We start from the raw sequence: 17,821 nt of genomic DNA, 5'->3' as shown, positions 1-17,821 counted from the left end.
ACAGGAGGTTCAAATGGCCGATGCCCCTCAGAACTTCACCGATATGTTCAAATCGTTCGGCGAGCAGCTCAAGGTTCCCGCCTTCGACATGGCGAAGATCATGGAGCACCATCAGAAGAATCTGGATGCGATGACTCGCTCCTGGCAGGCCATGGCCGGCGGCGCCAACGAGATCGCGAACAAGCAGCGCGAGATCTTCGAAGCCGCGATGAAGGATGTCACCGCCATGGTGCAGGCGTACAAGCCCGGCGGTTCGGCGCAGGAAGTCATGGCCAAGCAGGGCGAGTTCGCCAAGAAGGCGATGGATGCTGCCATCTCCAACACGCGCGACATCGCCGAGCTGGTTCAGAAGTCGAGCGCCGAGGCGTTCAAGATCGTGCAGGATCGGATGAAGGAATCCTACGACGAGATTCGCAGCGGCCTCGAAAAGAAGTCCTAGGACAGGATGAAAGCTGGGGGCATGCTCCCCCAGCGAGAAACCTAGGCCCGACGCCAATCCGGGAAGACGAAGCTCTTCCAGCCGGAGCGGTCGAAGCGCTTCCATTGACCTTCCGGCTGCGACAGCCGGTCGGCAACCGCATAGACGGCCGCCGGATGATGGCCGAGGCCGCAATGGCTGCCGTAAACTTCGATGTTCTCGACCTGCTCGTCTTCGACGTTCAGGCACGTTTGCCAGGCGCAGATGCCGTCGGTGCGGCTGAAGATCGACGTCGTCGGCACCGGCGGCGGATCGGCGAGCGGGCCTGCGATGTGATGGTCGCTGTCTTCGACGCTCTGCCCCGAGGCGAATTCGTAGACACGCCAGGCATTGGTCGCCTTCGGACTGCCGGTGAAGGGGCTTCCAAGACTGATCACCGAACGCACCTTTTCGGGGCAGCGCTTCGCGAGCTGGCGCGCATAGATGCCGCCCAGGCTCCAGCCGACGAGGCTGATCTTGCGACGGCCATGGCGCTCGTAGAGATCGTCGACGCGATCCAGCATGGCGCCTTCGATACCGGGACGCAGGCCGAGATTGCGGCCTTGCTTCCAGCCATGCGTGGCATAGCCCTGCGCCTTCAGGAAGGAGCGCAGAGGCTGCGTGGAGAGATCGCTTGCGAGAAGACCCGGGAGAACGAGGACGGGGTGTCCATCGCCGCGCGGCGCAGCGGAAAGCCACGGCCGCAGCAGCATGAAGGCGCCCAGTTCCTGGACGGCACGACCTTCGAGGAATAGCAACGTACGCGAAGGGGGACGCAGCGTCTCAGCGGCAGCCGTCAATTTGGGCCTCCTTGTCGTTCCCGCAGACTCTCACATATCGGTAGGCCGCGGAAGTGTTTCAACCTCCGACGACCGCCGTCCTGAGCTCGGCCGCCGCCTCGACCAGATAGTCGCCTAGGCGTGCAACATCCGGTACGGCGCGGCGATCGGCGGTGAGGCCGAAATTGAGCGCGTCCATGTAGCTCTGCACCGTGATGTTGAGCGCGGCGCCGTGAGCAGGAATGGAAACCGGATGCAGCGCCGTCACCTTCGCGCCAGCGCAGTAGAGCGGCATCGGCGGTCCCGGCACGTTCGAGATGGTGACGTTCATCGGCATCGGCAGCTTGTCGGCGAGGCCGCTGCGGCCATAGACCAGCATCATGAGCTGCAGGAGGATCGGTGCGCCGACGAAGGCGAAGTCCTGCGGAACGGCATCGCGGAACGTGCCGGCGATCTGTTTGGAGTCGGTCGACGACTTCACGATTGCTTTCAGTCGCTCCACGGGATCGGCGATATCGGTCGCGATCTGGCAAAGCATACCGGACACTTGATTGTTTTGCCGCGTGTCGCCGGGTTCGCGCAGGCTGATCGGCACGCCGGCAATCAACGGCTTGTCGGGAAGCTGACCTTTCTCCTGCAGGTAGCGCCGGAGCGCGCCGCTGCAGACCGCCATCACCACGTCGTTGAGCTTGGCGCCGCTCGCCTTTGCAATTGCCTTGGCGTCGGACAGCGAGATGGTGCGCGCGGCATAACTGCGCTCGCGCGTGATCGTCGCGTTGAACGGTGTCTTGGGCGCGGAGAGCGTCGGCAGCTGGCTGGCAAGGTTCTGCAAGGTGCTGAGCGCCTTGGGCGTTTCACCGGGTTTGCCGAGGAAGGCGCTGGTCATCGAGTTCACAATTTCGGGTGCGGCCTGCCAGAGCTTGATTTGCTGGCGCATCATGTTGGTCATGATGTCGGCGATGCCCTTCACCGGATCGACGGCGGTGGGGGATACTGGCGCGCTGGTCGAGGAGGCGGACTTGGGCGCCGCCGGTGCGACGTCGCGTGGCGTGGCGCTGACATCGTAGAGCGCCTTGTTGATCGCCATGCCGGCGCCGCCGTCGATCGCGGCGTGATGGACCTTCGAATAGAGAACGCCCTGGCCGTTCGCCAGACCCGTGATGACGTAGAACTGCCAGAGCGGCCGGCTGCGATCGAGCGTATTGGCGTGCAGCCGGGAGATCACTTCCTCGAGCTGCTCTTCGGTGCCAGGCGCGGGCAGGGCCGTCTCGCGCAGGTGATAGTCGAGGTCGAGCTCCTGCTCGTCGACCCAACCGGGATGGTCGAGGTCGTAGAGCGACGGTGCGAGCCGTTTTGAGAAGATCGGAATGGTGTGCAGCCGGCTTTCGAAGAACTTGCGAAAGTGTTGGTAGAAGCTTCCCTCGAAACCGGGGGGCAGTTCGAAATAGGTGAGCCCCGCCACATGCATGGGCGTTTCCGGCGTCTCCAGGTAGAGGAACGACGCATCGATGCCCGAGAGTTGCTGCGTTTCCATTGGCGTCCTCCCCACGGTCGCCGGTTTTTGATCGTTGGACGATTTGTCCTCCGGCTGGCTTGGCCTAGGCAAGTGGGGATAGGCGGCCCATGTTCCTAAATCGTTGAAAAACATACATATTCTATTTTTATCGCCGCAACGCACAAATTTATGTTGCATCGCACAATGGCGATCCCATATACGCCTCGTCACCGCGTAGCGCACACCAATCAATTGCAGGAATATACCCCATGACTACCAACAATGCCGCGCTCGACACCGTGATCGAGCATGCCAACGAAACCACCAAGGCTGCCGGCGAGCGCGTCCGCGAGTTCGCCCAGATCGGCGTCCGCAAGGCCACCGAGGGCTTCGAGCAGATCAGCAAGGCCGCGCAGACCGCGTCGGAAGAGCTGAACACTCAAGTCACTCAGGCCCGCGACGGCGCCACCAAGGCCGGCCTGAAGCTTCTTGAAGTTGCCAAGGAAGATGCCGATGCCGGCTTCGCCGCCATGCGCGACTTCCTTGCTGCCAAGTCGCCGCTCGAGGCGTTCGACGTCTCGGCCAAGTACTGGCGCGGCCGCATCGAGACCCGCATCGCCCAGGCGCAGGATCTCGGCGCGTTCGTACGCAAGGCCGCCGACGATGCCGTCCGCCCCGTCCAGGAGCGCATCGAGAAATTCGCCAAGGCCGCTGCCTAAGCGACTTCGACTGTCTTCAGAAGAAGGCCCGTCCACCAGGACGGGCCTTTTTCATTGCCTGATTGCTTGGAGCACGAACTCTACGCGCTGCGGCAGGGGCACCAGCGGCAGGGGCACCAGCTCATACCCGAAGTCTCGATAGGCGCCGGTGACGGCTTCGAAAGTACGGACCGCTTCGTCGAAGGTCTGCCGGCGTTCGGCGTCCTGGCCGAAGATCTCCGGCCAGGGCGGCGCCGCGAAGACGCGTCGGTTGTAGCGGAAGCGGTCGGCGGCGGCGGTCACGTGCGGCGGTACCGTGTGCCCGATCAGCCGGTAGTAGCCGGCGATATCGGGGACCCCGCGGTCGAAGAAGATCGGCCCGCGCTGAGCTTGTGCCGAACGGTAGGATTGCAGCTCCCACGAAAGCATCAGCTCTGCAAACAAGACGGGGTCGCGTGCGGGCAGGGCCGGTCCGTCAATAGCCGTCTGGTCCTGGATGATGGCGCGGCCGGCTTCGATCGTGCGGGCAAATCCTGCTTCCGCAAGGGCGTCGATCAGCGTCGTCTTGCCCGATCCGGGGCCGCCTGTGACGACGTGAAAGGGCGCGATGGAGAGGCGTTCTTTTGCGAGCATGCCTATATTGTCTCCAAGGATGGAATGTCGGGAGGTGTGGAATGGATCGGTTCTGGCTCAAGAGTTACCCGCCAGGCGTACCGTCGGATATCGACCCGTCGGTCTATCCCAGCGTCGTGTCGCTGCTCGAGGAGAGCTTCGCCAAGTATCGCGACGCCAAGGCCTATGTCTGCATGGACAAGGCATTGACCTTCGGCGAGGTCGATACGCTGTCGCAGGCGCTCGCGGCCTGGCTGCAGAGCCGCGGGCTGAAGCGCGGCGCCCGGGTCGCGATCATGATGCCCAACGTGCTGCAGTATCCCGTGGCGATCGCTGCGGTGCTGCGAGCCGGGTTCATCGCGGTCAACGTCAATCCGCTCTACACGGCGCCCGAACTGCATCATCAGCTCGTGGATTCCGGCGCGGAGGCGGTGATCGTTCTCGAGAACTTCGCGTCGACGCTCCAGAAAGCAATCGCCGAGACGCCGGTCAAGCATGTCGTCGTCGCTTCTCTCGGCGACCTCATGGGCTTCCTCAAGGGCAGCATCGTCAACTTCGTCGTTCGCAAGGTGCGCAAGCTGATTCCAGCATGGTCGCTGCCGGGGCATTTCAAATTCAACGCCGTGGTTGCCGCCGGCCGCTCGATGCAGCTCGCCCGTCCCGATCTCGGGCCGCAGGATGTGGCGGTCCTGCAGTATACCGGCGGCACGACCGGCGTCGCCAAGGGCGCCACGCTTCTTCATCACACGATCGTGGCGAACCTGCTGGCCTCGGAGGCATGGATGCAGCCGGGACTCAAGCGCAAGAAGCTCGACGGTCAGCTGACCATCGTCTGCGCCTTGCCGCTCTACCACGTCTTCGCGTTCATCACCTGCGGCCTGCTCGGCATGCGCACGGGCGCGCTCAACATCCTGATCCCCAATCCGCGCGACATGAATGCCACGATCAAGGACCTGGCCAAGTACAAGATGAACATCTTCCCCGGCGTCAACACGCTGTTCAACGGGCTGCTCAACCAGCCCGATTTTGCGAAGCTCGACTTCTCGTCGCTCGTGATCACCAACGGCGGCGCAATGGCGATCCAGGAGACCGTTGCCAAGAAGTGGCTCGCGGTCACGGGATGTCCGATCGTCGAGGGCTACGGCCTCAGCGAAACTTCGGCCGGCGTCACCTGCAATCCGACGGACTCAGAGCAGTATACCGGCACGATCGGCCTGCCCCTGCCCAACGTCGAGGTGCGCATTCTCGACGACCACGGCAAGGATGTCCCGCTGGGGGAGGCCGGCGAGATTGCCATCCGCGGCCCGCAGGTCATGCAGGGATACTGGCAGCGCCCCGACGAAACGGCGCTCGTGATGACGCCCGACGGCTTCTTCAAGTCGGGCGACGTAGGGGAAATGGATGCGCGGGGCTACATCAAGATCGTGGATCGCAAGAAGGACATGATCATCGTCTCGGGCTTCAAGATCTACCCCAACGAGGTCGAGGCCGTCGTGGCTGCCCATCCGGGCGTGCTGGAGTGCGCCGTGATCGGCGTGCCCGACAAGAAATCCGGCGAGGCCGTGATGCTGTTTGTGGTGAAGAAAGACCCGACGCTGACCAAGGAAATGCTGGCCGCCTACTGCGCCGAGGAACTGACGGGCTACAAACGGCCAAAATACATAGAATTTCGCAGCGAATTGCCGAAAACCAACGTCGGGAAGATCCTGCGGCGGGAATTGCGGGACACGGTCGTCGAGAAGGCGGCCTGACAGGGCGGCCGGATTGGGGCCGGGAGGCCTTTCGGGACGAACAGGGTTTCCGCTATGATAGACATGGAACAGGTTTCCGAGGGGGATCGATGACTGCGAGACGTTTGATTGCCGCGATGCTCGGTGCGTCGACGCTCGCAGCCTGCGGCGATCCCCTGCCTCAGCCCCTGTACAACGAAGTGACGCCGCCGGCCGCCTTCAGGACCCATCCCGGGGGCGTTCGCATCGACAATGAAGGCTATCAGCTCGATGCCGAGGGCTATCGTATCGACAAGAGCGGCGAGCGCGTCGGTGTGATCGACGTGCCCGCCAAGACGGCGGGTGACGGGTCGAACGCCGTCGCCGGCTATTACATCAGCACCACTGGCCAGGACGCCCCCGGCCGCGTCGCTGCGCCCAGCGAAGGTGCCGGAGCCGGCGTCGGGGCGGGCCCAGGAGCCATGAATCTGCCGACGCCGTCGCAGGTGCCGCAGCAGGCACCGATTACGCCGGCGCCCGGCAACGTGCCGCCGCCCGCCGGCTATCGCTGATCAGGCGTAGATCGGCGCTGCTCTTACTCGATCTTTACGCCGGCCGCCTTGATCACAGGCGCCCATTTGGCCAGCTCATCCTTGATGAACTTTTCCGTGCGCTCCGGAGTCGTATCGAGTGCCGGCACGGCAGCAATCTTTTCCAGAGAATCGGTAAAGGCCTTGTCGGTCATCAGCTTGCGAGTCGCCTGATCGACGACGTCGACGACCTCCTTGGGGGTGTTGGCGGGCCCCAGGATCAGGTTGAAGGTGTAGGCCTCATAACCCGGCACGCCGGCCTCGATCACCGTGGGGATGTCCGGTGCTGCGGGCGCGCGCTTGGCATGGGCGTAGCCCAAGATGCGTACGCGCCCCTGGCGGTGGAACTGCAGGGTCGTGCTGATGGTCTCGAACATCCAGACGACATTGCCCGCCATCATGTCCTGTAGGGCAGGCATGGAACCGCGATAGGGGATGTGCTCCACATTCATGCCGCCGACCGACATCTTGAGGTATTCACCCGCAAGATGGGTGATGCCGCCGGCGCCCGAAGAGCCATAGGAATACTTGCCGGGGTTCTTCTTCATCAACTCGACCAGGCCCATCAGCGTGTCGGGCATCGAAGGATGCGCGACGATGACCAGCGGGTTGACGCAGATCGACGAGATCGGCGTGAAATCCTTGATGGGATCGTAGAGTGGCTTCACGAACGCAGTGGGGTTGATCGCGTGCGTCGAGGAGGGGGCGAAGAGGAAGGTGTAGCCGTCCGGCTTGGCGTTCTTGACCTCGACGGCGCCGATCGATCCGGCCGCCCCGGCCTTGTTCTCGACGACCATGTTCTGGCCGAGCAGGCCCGTCATCTTCTCGGCGACCATGCGGCCGATGATGTCGGTCGGGCCGGCCGGCGGAAACGGTACGATGAGGCGGACCGGGCGATCAGGATACTTGGTCTGAGCGCGTACAATCGACGGAGCGGCCAATGCGGCGGCGCTCGCCACGATGAGTTGACGGCGTTTCATTGTCGGAATCCTCCCAAGCGTTTCTTGTGGCTCTACTTCAGCGTTTCGTCGAACAGTTCGATCATGGCGTTCCACGAACGGCGATCGGTTGCCTCGTGGAAGAAGAAGCCTTTCATGCCGCGCGAATCGGCCTCTGGATTGGTGAAACTGTGGCCGGCGCCGCCATAAAGCTGCAGGCGCCAGTCGATGCCGGCGGCCATCATTTCGCTTTCGAAGGCGGCGCGCTGCGCGGGCGGGATGATCGGATCGTCGGCGCCGATACAGACCAGCACCTTGCCTTTGATGTTCTTCGCGTCCTGTGGCCGCGCCGTCGCAAGGCCAGAGTGGAAGCCCACGATCGCCTTCACATCGGCGCCGCTGCGGGCGACCTCGAGGGCCGTCGTGCCGCCGAAGCAATAGCCAATGGCCGCGAGTTTCGCGGGATCGACTTCCTTCTGCGACTTCAGCACATCGAGGGCGGCGAGCGCGCGGGTGCGGATCCCACTGGGATCGGCCATCCAGGGAGCCAGCCGCGCCATCGTCTGGGTTCTGTCGGCCAACGGCTTGCCGTCGCCGTGATAGTCCATGGCGAAGGCGGCGTAGCCGAGGCCGGCCAGTCGAGCGGCAATCTTCTTCGTGTGGTCGGTGAGGCCCGGCCCTTCGTGGCAGACCAGCACCCCCGCACGACGGCCGGGCTTGCTGTCGTCGACGACATACTGCCCGATCATGCGGACGCCATCGGCACTGTATTCGATGTCCTGCGTGTGCATGTTTGTTGGTTTCCTCTCCAGTTGCCGGCGACACTAGAGCACGTCCCGGCCGGCTGGAAGCAGCGGGTGGGAGGTCGTGCTCTGGATTCTATTGCATCCAGAACAGCTTGGGCTGCTCTGCCGGAGCCGGCTTGACCCGCCAACACGCGCTCGCCACAAGTCGCCTCGCATGGTTTCTCCCGCCTCTCCACCCGTCGTCCGCTTCGCGCCGAGCCCGACCGGGCTGCTGCATGTCGGCAACATCCGGGCTGCATTGTTTAACTGGCTCTATGCCAAGCAGCAGGGCGGGACGTTCATCCTGCGCCTCGACGACACCGATCGCGCCCGCAGCCGCGCGGAGTTCGAGCAGGGGATCGAGCGCGATCTCGCCTGGCTCGGCCTCGACTGGGATCGCAAAGAGAAACAGTCGGATCGCCTGGCGCACTATGATGCTGCGCGTGACCGACTGATCGCGGCCGGCCGGCTCTACCCTTGCTACGAGACGCCGGAGGAACTCGAGTTCAAGCGCAAGCGATTGCTCGCGCAGGGCCGTCCGCCGGTCTACGACCGTGCCGCGCTCAAACTCTCCGACGACGACCGCCGCCGGCTGGAGGGCGAGGGGCGCCGGCCGCATTGGCGGTTCAAGCTCATTGCCGAAGAAGTGCGCTGGGACGACATGGTGCGCGGTGCCCAGCATGTCGACGAAGCAAGCCAGAGCGATCCCGTGCTCGTGCGCGCCGACGGCACCTATCTCTACAGCTTCACCTCGGTGGTCGACGACATCGCCTTTGCCATTACGCATGTGATCCGCGGCGAAGATCACGTCACCAACACCGGCGCGCAGATCCAGATGTTCCAGGCGTTGGAGGCGGCCGTGCCGGTCTTTGCCCATCTGCCGCTGCTGGTCGATGCGGCGGGTGGAGGCTTGAGCAAGCGGACAGGCTCGCTCTCCATCGCCGACCTGCGCGAACGCGGCATCGAGGCGCTGGCCATCTCCGCCCTGCTGGCGCGATTGGGGACCGCCGATGCCGTCGAGCCCGTCGCCTCGCTCGACACGCTCGTGGCGTCGATGGATTTTGCCCGAGTCGGACGCGCATCCGCCCGCTTCTCGGAGGATGAACTCGCGCAGCTCAGCGCGCGCACCTTGCACATGTTGCCCTACGCGACGGTGAAGGAACGGCTGGCCGGCATGGCGTCCGATCTTGGCGAGGCCTTCTGGCTCGCCATTCGCGGAAACATCGCGACCTTGGGCGACGCCAAGGATTGGGCGACGGTCGTGAGCGGCCCCATTTCGCCGGTCCTCGAAGATTCGGCCTTCCTCGCCGAAGCGGCCGCTCTCCTTCCGGCGGACCCGTGGGATGAAACGAGCTGGAAAGCATGGACGAGCGCCGTCACGTCGGCGACAGGCCGCAAGGGCCGTCAGCTCTTCCATCCGCTGCGACTGGCGCTGACGGCGCAGGAGAAAGGCCCGGAGATGGCGAAGCTCCTGCCGCTGATCGGACGCGCCCGGGTCGAGGCGCGGCTCGGTGGTCGCACCGCCTGAGGAAAGCCGTTGCCGCCGGGCGTCAATTGCGCGGCAAGAACCCTTCGTATAGGTTGCCGCCATGTCGCTGTTCTTCCTCCCCGGCGCGTTCAGCGCGCGATGTATCGAGGTCTGAGACCCGCCCGGGTCCGGTCAGCCTTCGTTCGTATGTGAATTCGGGAGCAAGGGGCGATGTCCCTCGTCATCTACAACACGCTGTCGCGCGAGAAGGAACCCTTCGCGCCGCTCGATGCCTCCAATGTCCGGCTCTATGTCTGCGGCCCGACGGTCTACGACTACGTCCATATCGGCAATGCCCGACCGGTCGTCGCCTTCGACGTGCTCTATCGCCTGCTGAAGCGGCGCTATCCGCGCGTCACCTATGTCCGCAACATCACGGACATCGACGACAAGATCATGACCCGGGCGTTGGAGAACAAGGAGCCGATCGAGCAGCTCACCGAGCGCACCGCCGCCGCCTATCAGAGCGACATGGCCCGGCTCGGCGCGCTGCCGCCCGACGTCGAACCGCGCGCGACGCAGTATGTCGGCGAGATGATCGCCCTGATCGAGCGGCTGATCGAGCGCGGGCACGCCTATGCGGCGGAAGGGCATGTCCTGTTCAGCGTGCCGAGCATGGATGACTATGGCCGCCTGTCGCGCCGCTCGCGCGACGAACTGATCGCCGGCGCCCGGGTCGACGTGGCGCCCTACAAGAGAGATCCGGCCGACTTCGTATTGTGGAAGCCCTCGACCGAGGCGCAGGCCGGCTGGGTGAGTCCGTGGGGCCGCGGTCGGCCGGGCTGGCATATCGAATGCTCGGCCATGAGTGCCGCTCATCTCGGCGAGACTTTCGACATCCACGCTGGTGGTCTCGACCTCATCTTCCCGCACCACGAGAACGAGATCGCGCAGAGTCGGTCTGCTTTCGGTCACGCCATCATGGCCAAGTACTGGATGCACAACGGCTTCCTGAACATCTCCGGCGAGAAGATGAGCAAGTCGCTGGGCAACTTCTTCACGGTCCACGAACTGCTCGATCAGTATCCCGGCGAAGCGATCCGCCTGCTGCTGCTGTCGGCGCATTACCGTCAGCCGCTCGACTTCACGCATGAAGGGCTGACGCAGGCCAAGGCGACGCTCGACCGCTGGTACGGCGCGCTGCGCGGCAAAGAACTGAAGTCGGTTCCTGTGTCCGCGAGCGTCGAGGAGGCGTTGGCGGACGATCTCAACACGCCGCAGGCCATCAGCGCCGTTCACCAGTTACGCGATCCGTCGGAGCTGAAGGCCGGTGCCGGAGCGCTCGGCCTGTTGCAGCAGGACGCCGAGGTCTGGTTCCGCTGGATGCCGGCGGCGGCCGCTGGCGGTCCGTCGGATGCGGAGATCGAAGCTGCAATCGCTGCCCGTCAGGCGGCGCGCAAGGCCCGGGACTTCAAGGAGTCCGATCGCATCCGCGACGACCTCAAGGCTAAGGGTGTCATTCTGGAGGACGGGCCGAAGGGTACGACCTGGAAACGCGGCTAAGCCGCGTTCGGCATCTTCCGCTCGGGCCCCAGCTCGTGACACTTGATGGTGACGGATTTGGGCCGGAGGGCGTGCAGGCCCTTTAGGAATGCCGCCATGTGCGGCGTCGCGAAATGATCCTTGAGCGCCTGCTCGTCCTTCCACCACTCGCGCACCCGCATCAGATCGGGTTCGAGCAGGTCGAACGCATAGTCGTAGCCGGCGCAGCCCGGCTCGGCGCGCGAGGCTTCGATCATCGGGCGGGCGAGGGCGCGCACCTGATCGACCTGCGCCGGATCGAAACGGGCGTCGGCGAGCACGATCAGCATCCGGGCCTCCCTCAACGTTTCTCGAAGATGATGCTCTGTACGGCGCGTCCGAAATAGCCCGTTGTATCGGCAAGGCGCGCCGCGGCGATGCCGACGCAGTCGGGTCCGACCCAGGTTTCGGCATCGAGCAGGATCCACTCGCCGACCGGCTCGCGGCCGAGACTCACCGATAGATCGGCGTTGATGAAGGTCCAGTCCTTCATGTCGAAGACCGACGAGGTGCCGTTGCAGAAGTCGGCGGCGATGGCGGCCCGCATCAGTGGCGAGATCGCGGCGTCGGCCACGATCGGCCGGGTCGCGCGATACCAGATCGCCGCCGGGCCGGGGATGCGGAAGCCGCCCTTGGCGACGCGCATTTCGATGCCCTTCAGGAACGGCGTCTCGGTCGCAAAGAAATCCGGAGGTCCGCAGAGGTCGGGCATCGGCAGCGCTATAGCCGGTCCGTTCGCGATGGCCGGCGTCTCGTTGGGCTCGACGCGGATGCGCAGGGCGCTCGCGCGCACCACCTCGGCACCGTCGGCCAGCAGCTTCACCGACACGAGCTGGATCTTGCGGCCTTCGCGGACGATCTCGGTCTCGATCGTGAGGGGCGCGACGGGCACCGGGCGCATGAGATCGACGGTCAGGCGCACGACCCGCATCGGCACAGGCGAAGGAAGACGCTCGACTGCCCAGCAGATGAGTGAAGAGGGGGCAGCGCCGTGCTGCAGCTTGGGGTTCCAGGGCCCGCCGGCAAAGGTGCTGGTCTCGGCCGCGGCACCCTCGACGCGATAGATCGACTCCATGCTGATTAGCTCCGTGCAAACCGGAGCAGGTCGGCATTGAAGCGCTCGCGGTCGGTGATGAACAAGCCGTGGGGCGCGCCTTCATAGGCGTCGAGGCGGCTGCCGGCAATCGCTGCATGCGTGCGACGGGCATTGCTGGCGATCATGGGCAGATCGGCCGTGCCGTAGACGACCAAGGTCGGCACTTTGATCGCCCCGAGGTCGGACCGGAAGTCGGTCTCGGTAAAGGCACGGACGCATTTCACCAGGGCCTGAGGATCGGCTTGATAGGCCATGTCGAGCGCCCAGGTGAGCGTTTCTGGCGGGGCGTCGGGACCGACGAGGCTCGGAGCGCCGGCCGTCAAATATTGCTTTGGATCGGCTTCGAGCACGGCCACGAGCTGGTCGAAGGCTGCCCGGTCCGTGCCTTCGGGGTTGTCGTCGGTCTTGAGCGCAAAGGGCGTGGTCGGCGCCACGAAGACCGTGCGAGCGATGTGCCTGCCGCCGTGCCGCGCGAAGTAACGTGCGATCTCGCCGCTGCCCATCGAATGGCCGACGAGCGTCGCCTCGGTGACGCCGGTACAGGCGAGGATCGCGGCGAGATCGTCGGAAAGTGTGTCGTAGTCGTAGCCGGTCGCGGGTTTTGCCGACCGGCCATGGCCGCGCCGATCGTAGACGATGACGCGATGGCCGTTGGCGACGAGGAAGTCGAGCTGCGGCTGCCAGATTGCGCCGGACAGCGACCAGCCATGGATGAACACGACCGGAGGGCCACTGCCTTCGTCGCGATAGGCGAGGAGGTGGCCGTCGCGGGGTTCGGCGAAAGCGGGGCGGGTCATCGCTGTCTCCTTGGTTACTCGGGTGTAAGTTGCCCGTGCTTCGGAGATGCGTCCGTTTCGGCGTTTTCGCGATGATGTGGGCGGTAATGAGGTTGCGCGAGGCACGGCCTCGACAGGGTGAAGGGCGCTTCCCATATGCTGGGCATGACCGGAGGACGACCGTCATGAAGGCTGTTTGGCAGGGCAAGGTGATCGCCGAAAGCGATCGGACTCTCGAAGTCGATGGCTACCGCTATTTCCCTCGCGAGTCGGTGCGCATGGACCTGCTGCAGATCGCGCCCAGGACGGCGAGCGATCTCAAATGTCCCCATGGCGTCCAATTCTACGATGTTGCCGAAGGCGATCGGCGCAGCTCGCGCGCGGCCTGGTCCTACGAGGCGCCGCAGCAGCGCATGCAGCCGGTCGATCACTGGATCGGCTTCTGGGAAGACGTCAGCGTCACGTCCTAGGCAAAACGGCAAAAGAAAACGGCCGGCAATGCCGGCCGTTTCACATGGGTCCGGAGAGATGGGTCAGCTTGCCGGCGAGATCGCCGTGACCAGGAGCGGCGTCGTCATGCCGATCACGACATCGCCGACCTTGATCTTCTTCAGCATGTCCTGCTTGGCGATCGTGTTCGCGGCGTAGGTGCGCACCGCACCGCCGCGGCCGTCGATCACCGAGACGGAGTTCTTGGCAAGGTCGACGCCGACGACCGTCAGCGTGAAGCGACCGGCCTCGACATCCGTCGCATTGGGCTTGTTGTCCATCTGGTCGCGGCGGGCTTCCTTGGAACCCGGGCCCTTCTGGCGCAGGTTCAGCATGGTGATCACCTCGGTGTAGGTGACGTTGGCCATCGAGTTGTCCTGGATCGCCGCAAGGTTGGTGACGCTGTCCGTCACCGGAAGGATAACGAGCTGGCCGGTCGTCGAGGTGAAGGCGACGGTGCGGCTTTCGGGGTCGACCATCTCGATCTTGACCCGTGCGGTCACGGTGTCGTTGAAGGCCACGCCTTCGCGGGGAACGGGCTTCACCTGGGCCGCCACCTGCCGCTCGGGCAGGCTCATCCCGACCGCCAGAACTGCCGCAAACAAAGAGAAACCCGCGGTCAACTTCATCGAACGGTTCGTCATTGCCGTGCACCTCGCAAAACCTAACGCGCCGGACAATAGCGATCAGAATTGGCGACGCAACCACGAAGGGCGCCTGTTTTCCCAGCAACGCCGGGATTTTCAGCGATCACGGAGTTGTCAACCGAGATGGCTCAGGACCGCCCGGGCGACGGCCTCGGGTTGATCGAGGTAGGCGAGATGGCCGGCCCCGGGGACGGTTTCGACCCGCGTCGCGCCGTTACTTCCCCCACCGATCCCCGCCGCGAATTTCTGTGCATAGCTCGGCGGCAGCAGGGCATCCCGGTCGCCCCACAGAACGAGGGTTGGGGCTGCGATCAGGCCGAGCCGCTTTTCCAGTCGCGTATTGCCGAGCGGCCAGAAGGCGCGCGCGGCGGCTTCGGAGGCCCGGCTCATCTCGATCGGCCATTCGATGGAATTGGCGCCCTCCGGAGGCGTCACGAGAGCGGTCCACTTGCCGCCGTCGGCGCACATCAGGCCCGGCAGCACGTCCCGGCGCTGGGCCCAGGGGTCGGCCGCCGGCTCCTGGGCATCGAACAGGCCGAAGGGGGCGACCAGAACCAGCCGGCCGACATGGGCCGGGAAGATCGCTGCCATTTCGGCCGCGAAGGCGCCGCCCACCGACGCGCCGACTAGGTCGGCTCCGGCGAGACCCGCCTTGTCGATCAGCTGGCGTACCGCCAGCACCCAGTCGAGGTGACTGTCGAGCTCGGTGTGGCCGGTCGCTCCCGGATATCCCGGCAGCGACGGGGCGATCACCGTGCGGGTTTCGGCGAGCCGGTCGAGGAACGGTAGCCAGCGCGGCAGGCCACCCAGGCCTGCCAGGAAGCCGACCTTGGGGCCCTTGCCCTTGGTCCAGACGCGGCAGGGGAAACCGTTGACCTCGACGGTCGTCGTCACAGGCTGGGACACGGGACTACTCCGCGGCGACGGTTTGCGGACGGAAGGCAGGGACGGCGGCGCGCTGGCCCTTGGCCATCGGTTTGGGCCACCATTTGTCTTCCCATTCACCGAACAGGTCCTTGACCTTCGGCATCACCTTCTCGGCGAACAGCCGCGTGTTGTACTTGGTGGTGTCCTTGCTCATGTTGCCGTACTGCAGCAGCAGCATGAGATGGCCGACGTTGAGGCTCTTGGCGACGTGGCGGATTTGCTCCACGACCTCATCGGGCGAGCCGACGATGACGTAGCCGCCATCCACGATGTCCTTCATGTTGGTGGCCTTGAGGCTGAGCTTGCTCGAATAGCTCGCCGTATTGGCCGCCTTGGCCACCATGCTCTCGATGCCGGCGCGCTGCGTGGCCTCCGTCGTGTAGCCGGGCGGCGTTGCGAAGCGGGCATCGACATGCAGGCAGCGGCCGTAAAAGTATTCGGCGGGCTCGGTGTAGAGATCGAGCGCCTGCTGGCGGCTTTCGGCGACGCCCACGAACTGCAGGAAGCCGGCGCGGTAGGGATTACGGTCCTTGCCGAGCTTCTCCATCTCCGTCCAGAAGCCCTGCATCGTGCTGAGCCCGGCCTTGTAGCCGTAGTAGGAGAGGTAGCAGTAGACGTAGTCCATCTCCGCGCACCACCGCCAGGTCTCGACCGAGCCGCCGCCCGGGATCCAGATCGGCGGATGCGGATCGTTCTGGATCGGCCGCGGCCAGATGTTGACGTAGCGCTGCTGGTTGTAGCGGCCCGAGAAGGCGAAGGTGTCCTTTTCGGTCCACGCCTTCTTCACCAGGTCGTGCGCTTCGTAATAGCGCTCGCGCAGCAGGCTGGGGTTCTGGCCATAGGCGTAGCAGGTGTCCATCGGCGAGCCGACCGGGAAGCCGGCGATCAGCCGGCCGCCCGAGATGCAGTCGATCATCGCGAACTCTTCGGCCACGCGCGTCGGCGGATTGTAGAGCGCCAGCGAATTGCCCATGACGCAGAGCGCGGTGTCGGTCGTGCGACGGGCCAGCGACGAGGCGATGAGGTTGGGCGAGGGCATCAGGCCGTAGCCGTTGGAATGATGCTCGTTCACACAGACCGCATCGTAGCCGAGCTCGGCGGCGTATTCGAGCTCGTCCATGAAGTCGTTGTACATGTGATGCGCGCGCTTGGGGTCGAACAGCGAGGAATGGATGTCGACCCAGACGCTCGGGTGCTTCTGATTGAAGTCGTCGGGAAGCTCCGTGTACGGCATCAGGTGGAACCACATGAGCTTCATGGCGCTTTCTCCCTAAACTCAGGCCTTTGAGGTAAACGATCGTTTACCTGGGAGAAGCCTGCCCTGACTCCTGCGCAGGGCGCAATCTGTGATTTCCGCGAGGCGGGCGTAATTTTATTGTTTTTCCCCTGCGTCATTCTTTCGGAATAGTATTTTGTGCGTTGCAATCTCGCGAGCGCAACAATAGCTTTGCCGCATTGCAGGAGGCTTTGCCATGACCGTCGTCGCTTTTGCGGCTCGCCAGCATCCCACGGCCAACCAGCCGAAGAAGGATCTTTACGAGATCGGTGAAATCCCGCCGCTCGGGCACGTGCCGAAGAACATGTATGCGTGGGTAATCCGGCGCGACCGCCACGGTCCGCCCGAGCAGTCCATGCAGCTCGAAGTCGTGCCGACCCACACGATCGGCGAGGACGAGGTGCTGGTTCTCGTGATGGCAGCCGGTGTGAACTACAATGGCGTCTGGGCGGGCCTCGGCCTGCCGATCTCGCCGTTCGACGTGCACAAGCAGCCGTTCCACATCGCGGGCTCCGACGCCTCGGGAATCGTCTGGGCCGTCGGCGCCAAGGTGAAGCGGTGGAAGGTCGGCGACGAGGTCGTCATCCACTGTAACCAGGACGATGGCGACGACGAGGAGTGCAACGGCGGCGATCCGATGTTCTCCACCAGCCAGCGCATCTGGGGCTACGAGACGCCCGACGGTTCGTTTGCGCAGTTCTGCAAGGTGCAGGCCCGCCAGCTCATGAAGCGCGCCCAGCATCTCACCTGGGAAGAGAGTGCCTGCTACACCCTCACGCTCGCCACGGCCTACCGCATGCTGTTCGGCCATCGTCCGCACATCCTGCGTCCCGGCCATAACGTGCTGGTGTGGGGCGCGGCAGGCGGCATCGGCTCCATGGCCGTGCAGCTCATCGCCACCGCAGGCGCCAACGCCATCGGCGTGATCTCCGATCCGTCGAAGAAGGACTTCGTGATGTCGCTCGGCGCACGCGGCGTCATCAACCGCAACGATTTCGACTGCTGGGGCCAGCTGCCCGACGTCGACGATCAGGCGGGCTATGCCGAGTACATGAAGAAGTGCCGCAAGTTCGGTGCGGCGATCTGGGAACATACCGGCAAGGGCAACGACGTCGATTTCGTCTTCGAGCATCCGGGCGAACAGACTTTCCCGGTCTCGTGCTTCATCGTGAAGCGCGGCGGCATGGTGGTCTTCTGCGCCGGCACCACCGGCTACAACCTCACCATGGACGCCCGCTTCGTGTGGATGCGCCAGAAGCGCATCCAGGGCAGCCACTTCGCCAACCTGCTGCAGGCCAGCCAGGCCAACCAGCTGGTGATCGAGCGTCGCATCGATCCCTGCATGAGCGAGGTCTTCGACTGGGCCGACATTCCCAAGGCCCACACCAAGATGTGGAAGAACCAGCACAAGCCCGGAAACATGGCGGTGCTGGTCTCGGCCAAGCGCCCCGGCCTGCGCACCCTCGAAGACGCCATCGACGACTGATCGGCCTTACCA

General features: G+C 64.5%; 19 protein-coding genes. 8 read left to right on the top strand and 11 right to left on the bottom strand.

Going from position 1 to position 17,821, the window contains the following annotated elements; all coding sequences use genetic code 11:
• The first annotated feature begins 13 nt into the window (after positions 1 to 13).
• Entirely contained in the window at positions 14 to 439 is a 426-nt protein-coding gene (locus BN60_RS15285) for a phasin family protein (protein WP_020696965.1), read from the top strand.
• A gap of 41 nt (positions 440 to 480) precedes the next feature.
• Here the strand turns inward: BN60_RS15285 and BN60_RS15280 are convergent, their stop codons facing one another.
• Positions 481 to 1,257, bottom strand: a complete 777-nt coding sequence (locus BN60_RS15280) for an esterase/lipase family protein (RefSeq protein WP_020696964.1) — start codon at positions 1,255 to 1,257, stop codon at positions 481 to 483.
• Positions 1,258 to 1,315: 58 nt separating this feature from the next.
• Positions 1,316 to 2,770: a WS/DGAT/MGAT family O-acyltransferase gene (locus BN60_RS15275; RefSeq protein WP_020696963.1), complete on the bottom strand. Its 1,455-nt coding sequence runs from the start codon at positions 2,768 to 2,770 to the stop codon at positions 1,316 to 1,318.
• 230 nt (positions 2,771 to 3,000) lie between these two features.
• On the opposite strand from BN60_RS15275, the gene BN60_RS15270 reads away from it, so the two are divergent.
• Positions 3,001 to 3,450: a phasin family protein gene (locus tag BN60_RS15270; protein WP_020696962.1), complete on the top strand. Its 450-nt coding sequence runs from the start codon at positions 3,001 to 3,003 to the stop codon at positions 3,448 to 3,450.
• A gap of 51 nt (positions 3,451 to 3,501) precedes the next feature.
• Here the strand turns inward: BN60_RS15270 and BN60_RS15265 are convergent, their stop codons facing one another.
• Complete coding sequence (locus tag BN60_RS15265) at positions 3,502 to 4,062, bottom strand: AAA family ATPase (RefSeq protein ID WP_020696961.1); 561 nt, start codon at positions 4,060 to 4,062, stop codon at positions 3,502 to 3,504.
• A 41-nt stretch (positions 4,063 to 4,103) separates the two neighbouring features.
• On the opposite strand from BN60_RS15265, the gene BN60_RS15260 reads away from it, so the two are divergent.
• Together BN60_RS15260 and BN60_RS15255 are read left to right on the top strand one after the other, a co-directional pair.
• Positions 4,104 to 5,792: a long-chain-fatty-acid--CoA ligase gene (locus BN60_RS15260; protein WP_020696960.1), complete on the top strand. Its 1,689-nt coding sequence runs from the start codon at positions 4,104 to 4,106 to the stop codon at positions 5,790 to 5,792.
• Positions 5,793 to 5,881: 89 nt separating this feature from the next.
• On the top strand, positions 5,882 to 6,322 hold the full coding sequence (locus BN60_RS15255) for a hypothetical protein (RefSeq protein ID WP_148283434.1): 441 nt from the start codon (positions 5,882 to 5,884) through the stop codon (positions 6,320 to 6,322).
• A 23-nt stretch (positions 6,323 to 6,345) separates the two neighbouring features.
• Here BN60_RS15255 and BN60_RS15250 read toward each other — a convergent pair whose 3' ends face one another.
• Complete coding sequence (locus BN60_RS15250) at positions 6,346 to 7,320, bottom strand: Bug family tripartite tricarboxylate transporter substrate binding protein (protein WP_020696958.1); 975 nt, start codon at positions 7,318 to 7,320, stop codon at positions 6,346 to 6,348.
• A 32-nt stretch (positions 7,321 to 7,352) separates the two neighbouring features.
• Entirely contained in the window at positions 7,353 to 8,069 is a 717-nt protein-coding gene (locus tag BN60_RS15245; RefSeq protein ID WP_020696957.1) for a dienelactone hydrolase family protein, read from the bottom strand.
• A gap of 169 nt (positions 8,070 to 8,238) precedes the next feature.
• Between BN60_RS15245 and gltX the strand changes: the two genes are divergently transcribed.
• Together gltX and cysS are read left to right on the top strand one after the other, a co-directional pair.
• The gene (gene gltX / locus BN60_RS15240) at positions 8,239 to 9,591 is read left to right on the top strand and encodes a glutamate--tRNA ligase (protein WP_020696956.1); all 1,353 of its coding nucleotides are present in this window, start codon (positions 8,239 to 8,241) and stop codon (positions 9,589 to 9,591) included.
• 171 nt (positions 9,592 to 9,762) lie between these two features.
• A complete protein-coding gene (gene cysS / locus BN60_RS15235) occupies positions 9,763 to 11,094 on the top strand; it encodes a cysteine--tRNA ligase (RefSeq protein ID WP_020696955.1) in 1,332 nt (443 codons plus the stop codon).
• On the opposite strand, the gene BN60_RS15230 is transcribed toward cysS, so the two are convergent.
• Genes BN60_RS15230 through BN60_RS15220 form a run of 3 tightly spaced genes read right to left on the bottom strand, consistent with a single transcriptional unit; the run spans position 11,091 to position 13,005 of the window.
• On the bottom strand, positions 11,091 to 11,402 hold the full coding sequence (locus tag BN60_RS15230) for a putative quinol monooxygenase (RefSeq protein ID WP_020696954.1): 312 nt from the start codon (positions 11,400 to 11,402) through the stop codon (positions 11,091 to 11,093). The two genes, cysS and BN60_RS15230, sit on opposite strands and share 4 nt — an antisense overlap.
• An 11-nt stretch (positions 11,403 to 11,413) precedes the next feature.
• On the bottom strand, positions 11,414 to 12,187 hold the full coding sequence (locus BN60_RS15225) for a thioesterase family protein (protein WP_020696953.1): 774 nt from the start codon (positions 12,185 to 12,187) through the stop codon (positions 11,414 to 11,416).
• A gap of 5 nt (positions 12,188 to 12,192) precedes the next feature.
• A complete protein-coding gene (locus tag BN60_RS15220) occupies positions 12,193 to 13,005 on the bottom strand; it encodes an alpha/beta fold hydrolase (protein WP_020696952.1) in 813 nt (270 codons plus the stop codon).
• Positions 13,006 to 13,169: 164 nt separating this feature from the next.
• On the opposite strand from BN60_RS15220, the gene BN60_RS15215 reads away from it, so the two are divergent.
• Complete coding sequence (locus tag BN60_RS15215) at positions 13,170 to 13,454, top strand: DUF427 domain-containing protein (protein ID WP_020696951.1); 285 nt, start codon at positions 13,170 to 13,172, stop codon at positions 13,452 to 13,454.
• A gap of 63 nt (positions 13,455 to 13,517) precedes the next feature.
• Here BN60_RS15215 and BN60_RS15210 read toward each other — a convergent pair whose 3' ends face one another.
• The 3 genes from BN60_RS15210 to BN60_RS15200 form a co-directional block, all read right to left on the bottom strand.
• The gene (locus BN60_RS15210; RefSeq protein WP_148283433.1) at positions 13,518 to 14,102 is read right to left on the bottom strand and encodes a hypothetical protein; all 585 of its coding nucleotides are present in this window, start codon (positions 14,100 to 14,102) and stop codon (positions 13,518 to 13,520) included.
• Between the two features lie 132 nt (positions 14,103 to 14,234).
• A complete protein-coding gene (locus BN60_RS15205) occupies positions 14,235 to 15,026 on the bottom strand; it encodes an alpha/beta fold hydrolase (RefSeq protein WP_177324827.1) in 792 nt (263 codons plus the stop codon).
• Between the two features lie 4 nt (positions 15,027 to 15,030).
• Entirely contained in the window at positions 15,031 to 16,305 is a 1,275-nt protein-coding gene (locus BN60_RS15200; RefSeq protein WP_020696948.1) for an LLM class flavin-dependent oxidoreductase, read from the bottom strand.
• A 214-nt stretch (positions 16,306 to 16,519) separates the two neighbouring features.
• On the opposite strand from BN60_RS15200, the gene ccrA reads away from it, so the two are divergent.
• Positions 16,520 to 17,809, top strand: a complete 1,290-nt coding sequence (ccrA, locus tag BN60_RS15195) for a crotonyl-CoA carboxylase/reductase (protein ID WP_020696947.1) — start codon at positions 16,520 to 16,522, stop codon at positions 17,807 to 17,809.
• The last annotated feature ends 12 nt before the right edge of the window (positions 17,810 to 17,821 follow it).

This window comes from Reyranella massiliensis 521, assembly GCF_000312425.1.
In the GTDB taxonomy this organism is placed as follows: Bacteria; Pseudomonadota; Alphaproteobacteria; order Reyranellales; family Reyranellaceae; genus Reyranella; species Reyranella massiliensis.
The sequence above is the reverse complement of the archived record's forward strand: the minus strand, read 5'-3'. Positions and strand labels throughout refer to the sequence as shown.

Excerpts from the sequence above, each read along its gene's own strand:
- BN60_RS15260 (WP_020696960.1), top strand. The coding sequence starts at position 4,104 with ATGGATCGGTTCTGGCTCAAGAGTTACCCGCCAGGCGTACCGTCGGAT.
- BN60_RS15255 (WP_148283434.1), top strand. The coding sequence starts at position 5,882 with ATGACTGCGAGACGTTTGATTGCCGCGATGCTCGGTGCGTCGACGCTC.
- ccrA (WP_020696947.1), top strand. The coding sequence starts at position 16,520 with ATGACCGTCGTCGCTTTTGCGGCTCGCCAGCATCCCACGGCCAACCAG.
- BN60_RS15265 (WP_020696961.1), bottom strand. The coding sequence starts at position 4,062 with ATGCTCGCAAAAGAACGCCTCTCCATCGCGCCCTTTCACGTCGTCACA.
- BN60_RS15215 (WP_020696951.1), top strand. The coding sequence starts at position 13,170 with ATGAAGGCTGTTTGGCAGGGCAAGGTGATCGCCGAAAGCGATCGGACT.
- BN60_RS15220 (WP_020696952.1), bottom strand. The coding sequence starts at position 13,005 with ATGACCCGCCCCGCTTTCGCCGAACCCCGCGACGGCCACCTCCTCGCC.
- BN60_RS15270 (WP_020696962.1), top strand. The coding sequence starts at position 3,001 with ATGACTACCAACAATGCCGCGCTCGACACCGTGATCGAGCATGCCAAC.
- BN60_RS15250 (WP_020696958.1), bottom strand. The coding sequence starts at position 7,320 with ATGAAACGCCGTCAACTCATCGTGGCGAGCGCCGCCGCATTGGCCGCT.
- BN60_RS15245 (WP_020696957.1), bottom strand. The coding sequence starts at position 8,069 with ATGCACACGCAGGACATCGAATACAGTGCCGATGGCGTCCGCATGATC.
- BN60_RS15230 (WP_020696954.1), bottom strand. The coding sequence starts at position 11,402 with ATGCTGATCGTGCTCGCCGACGCCCGTTTCGATCCGGCGCAGGTCGAT.
- BN60_RS15210 (WP_148283433.1), bottom strand. The coding sequence starts at position 14,102 with ATGAAGTTGACCGCGGGTTTCTCTTTGTTTGCGGCAGTTCTGGCGGTC.
- BN60_RS15225 (WP_020696953.1), bottom strand. The coding sequence starts at position 12,187 with ATGGAGTCGATCTATCGCGTCGAGGGTGCCGCGGCCGAGACCAGCACC.
- gltX (WP_020696956.1), top strand. The coding sequence starts at position 8,239 with ATGGTTTCTCCCGCCTCTCCACCCGTCGTCCGCTTCGCGCCGAGCCCG.
- cysS (WP_020696955.1), top strand. The coding sequence starts at position 9,763 with ATGTCCCTCGTCATCTACAACACGCTGTCGCGCGAGAAGGAACCCTTC.
- BN60_RS15275 (WP_020696963.1), bottom strand. The coding sequence starts at position 2,770 with ATGGAAACGCAGCAACTCTCGGGCATCGATGCGTCGTTCCTCTACCTG.
- BN60_RS15285 (WP_020696965.1), top strand. The coding sequence starts at position 14 with ATGGCCGATGCCCCTCAGAACTTCACCGATATGTTCAAATCGTTCGGC.
- BN60_RS15200 (WP_020696948.1), bottom strand. The coding sequence starts at position 16,305 with ATGAAGCTCATGTGGTTCCACCTGATGCCGTACACGGAGCTTCCCGAC.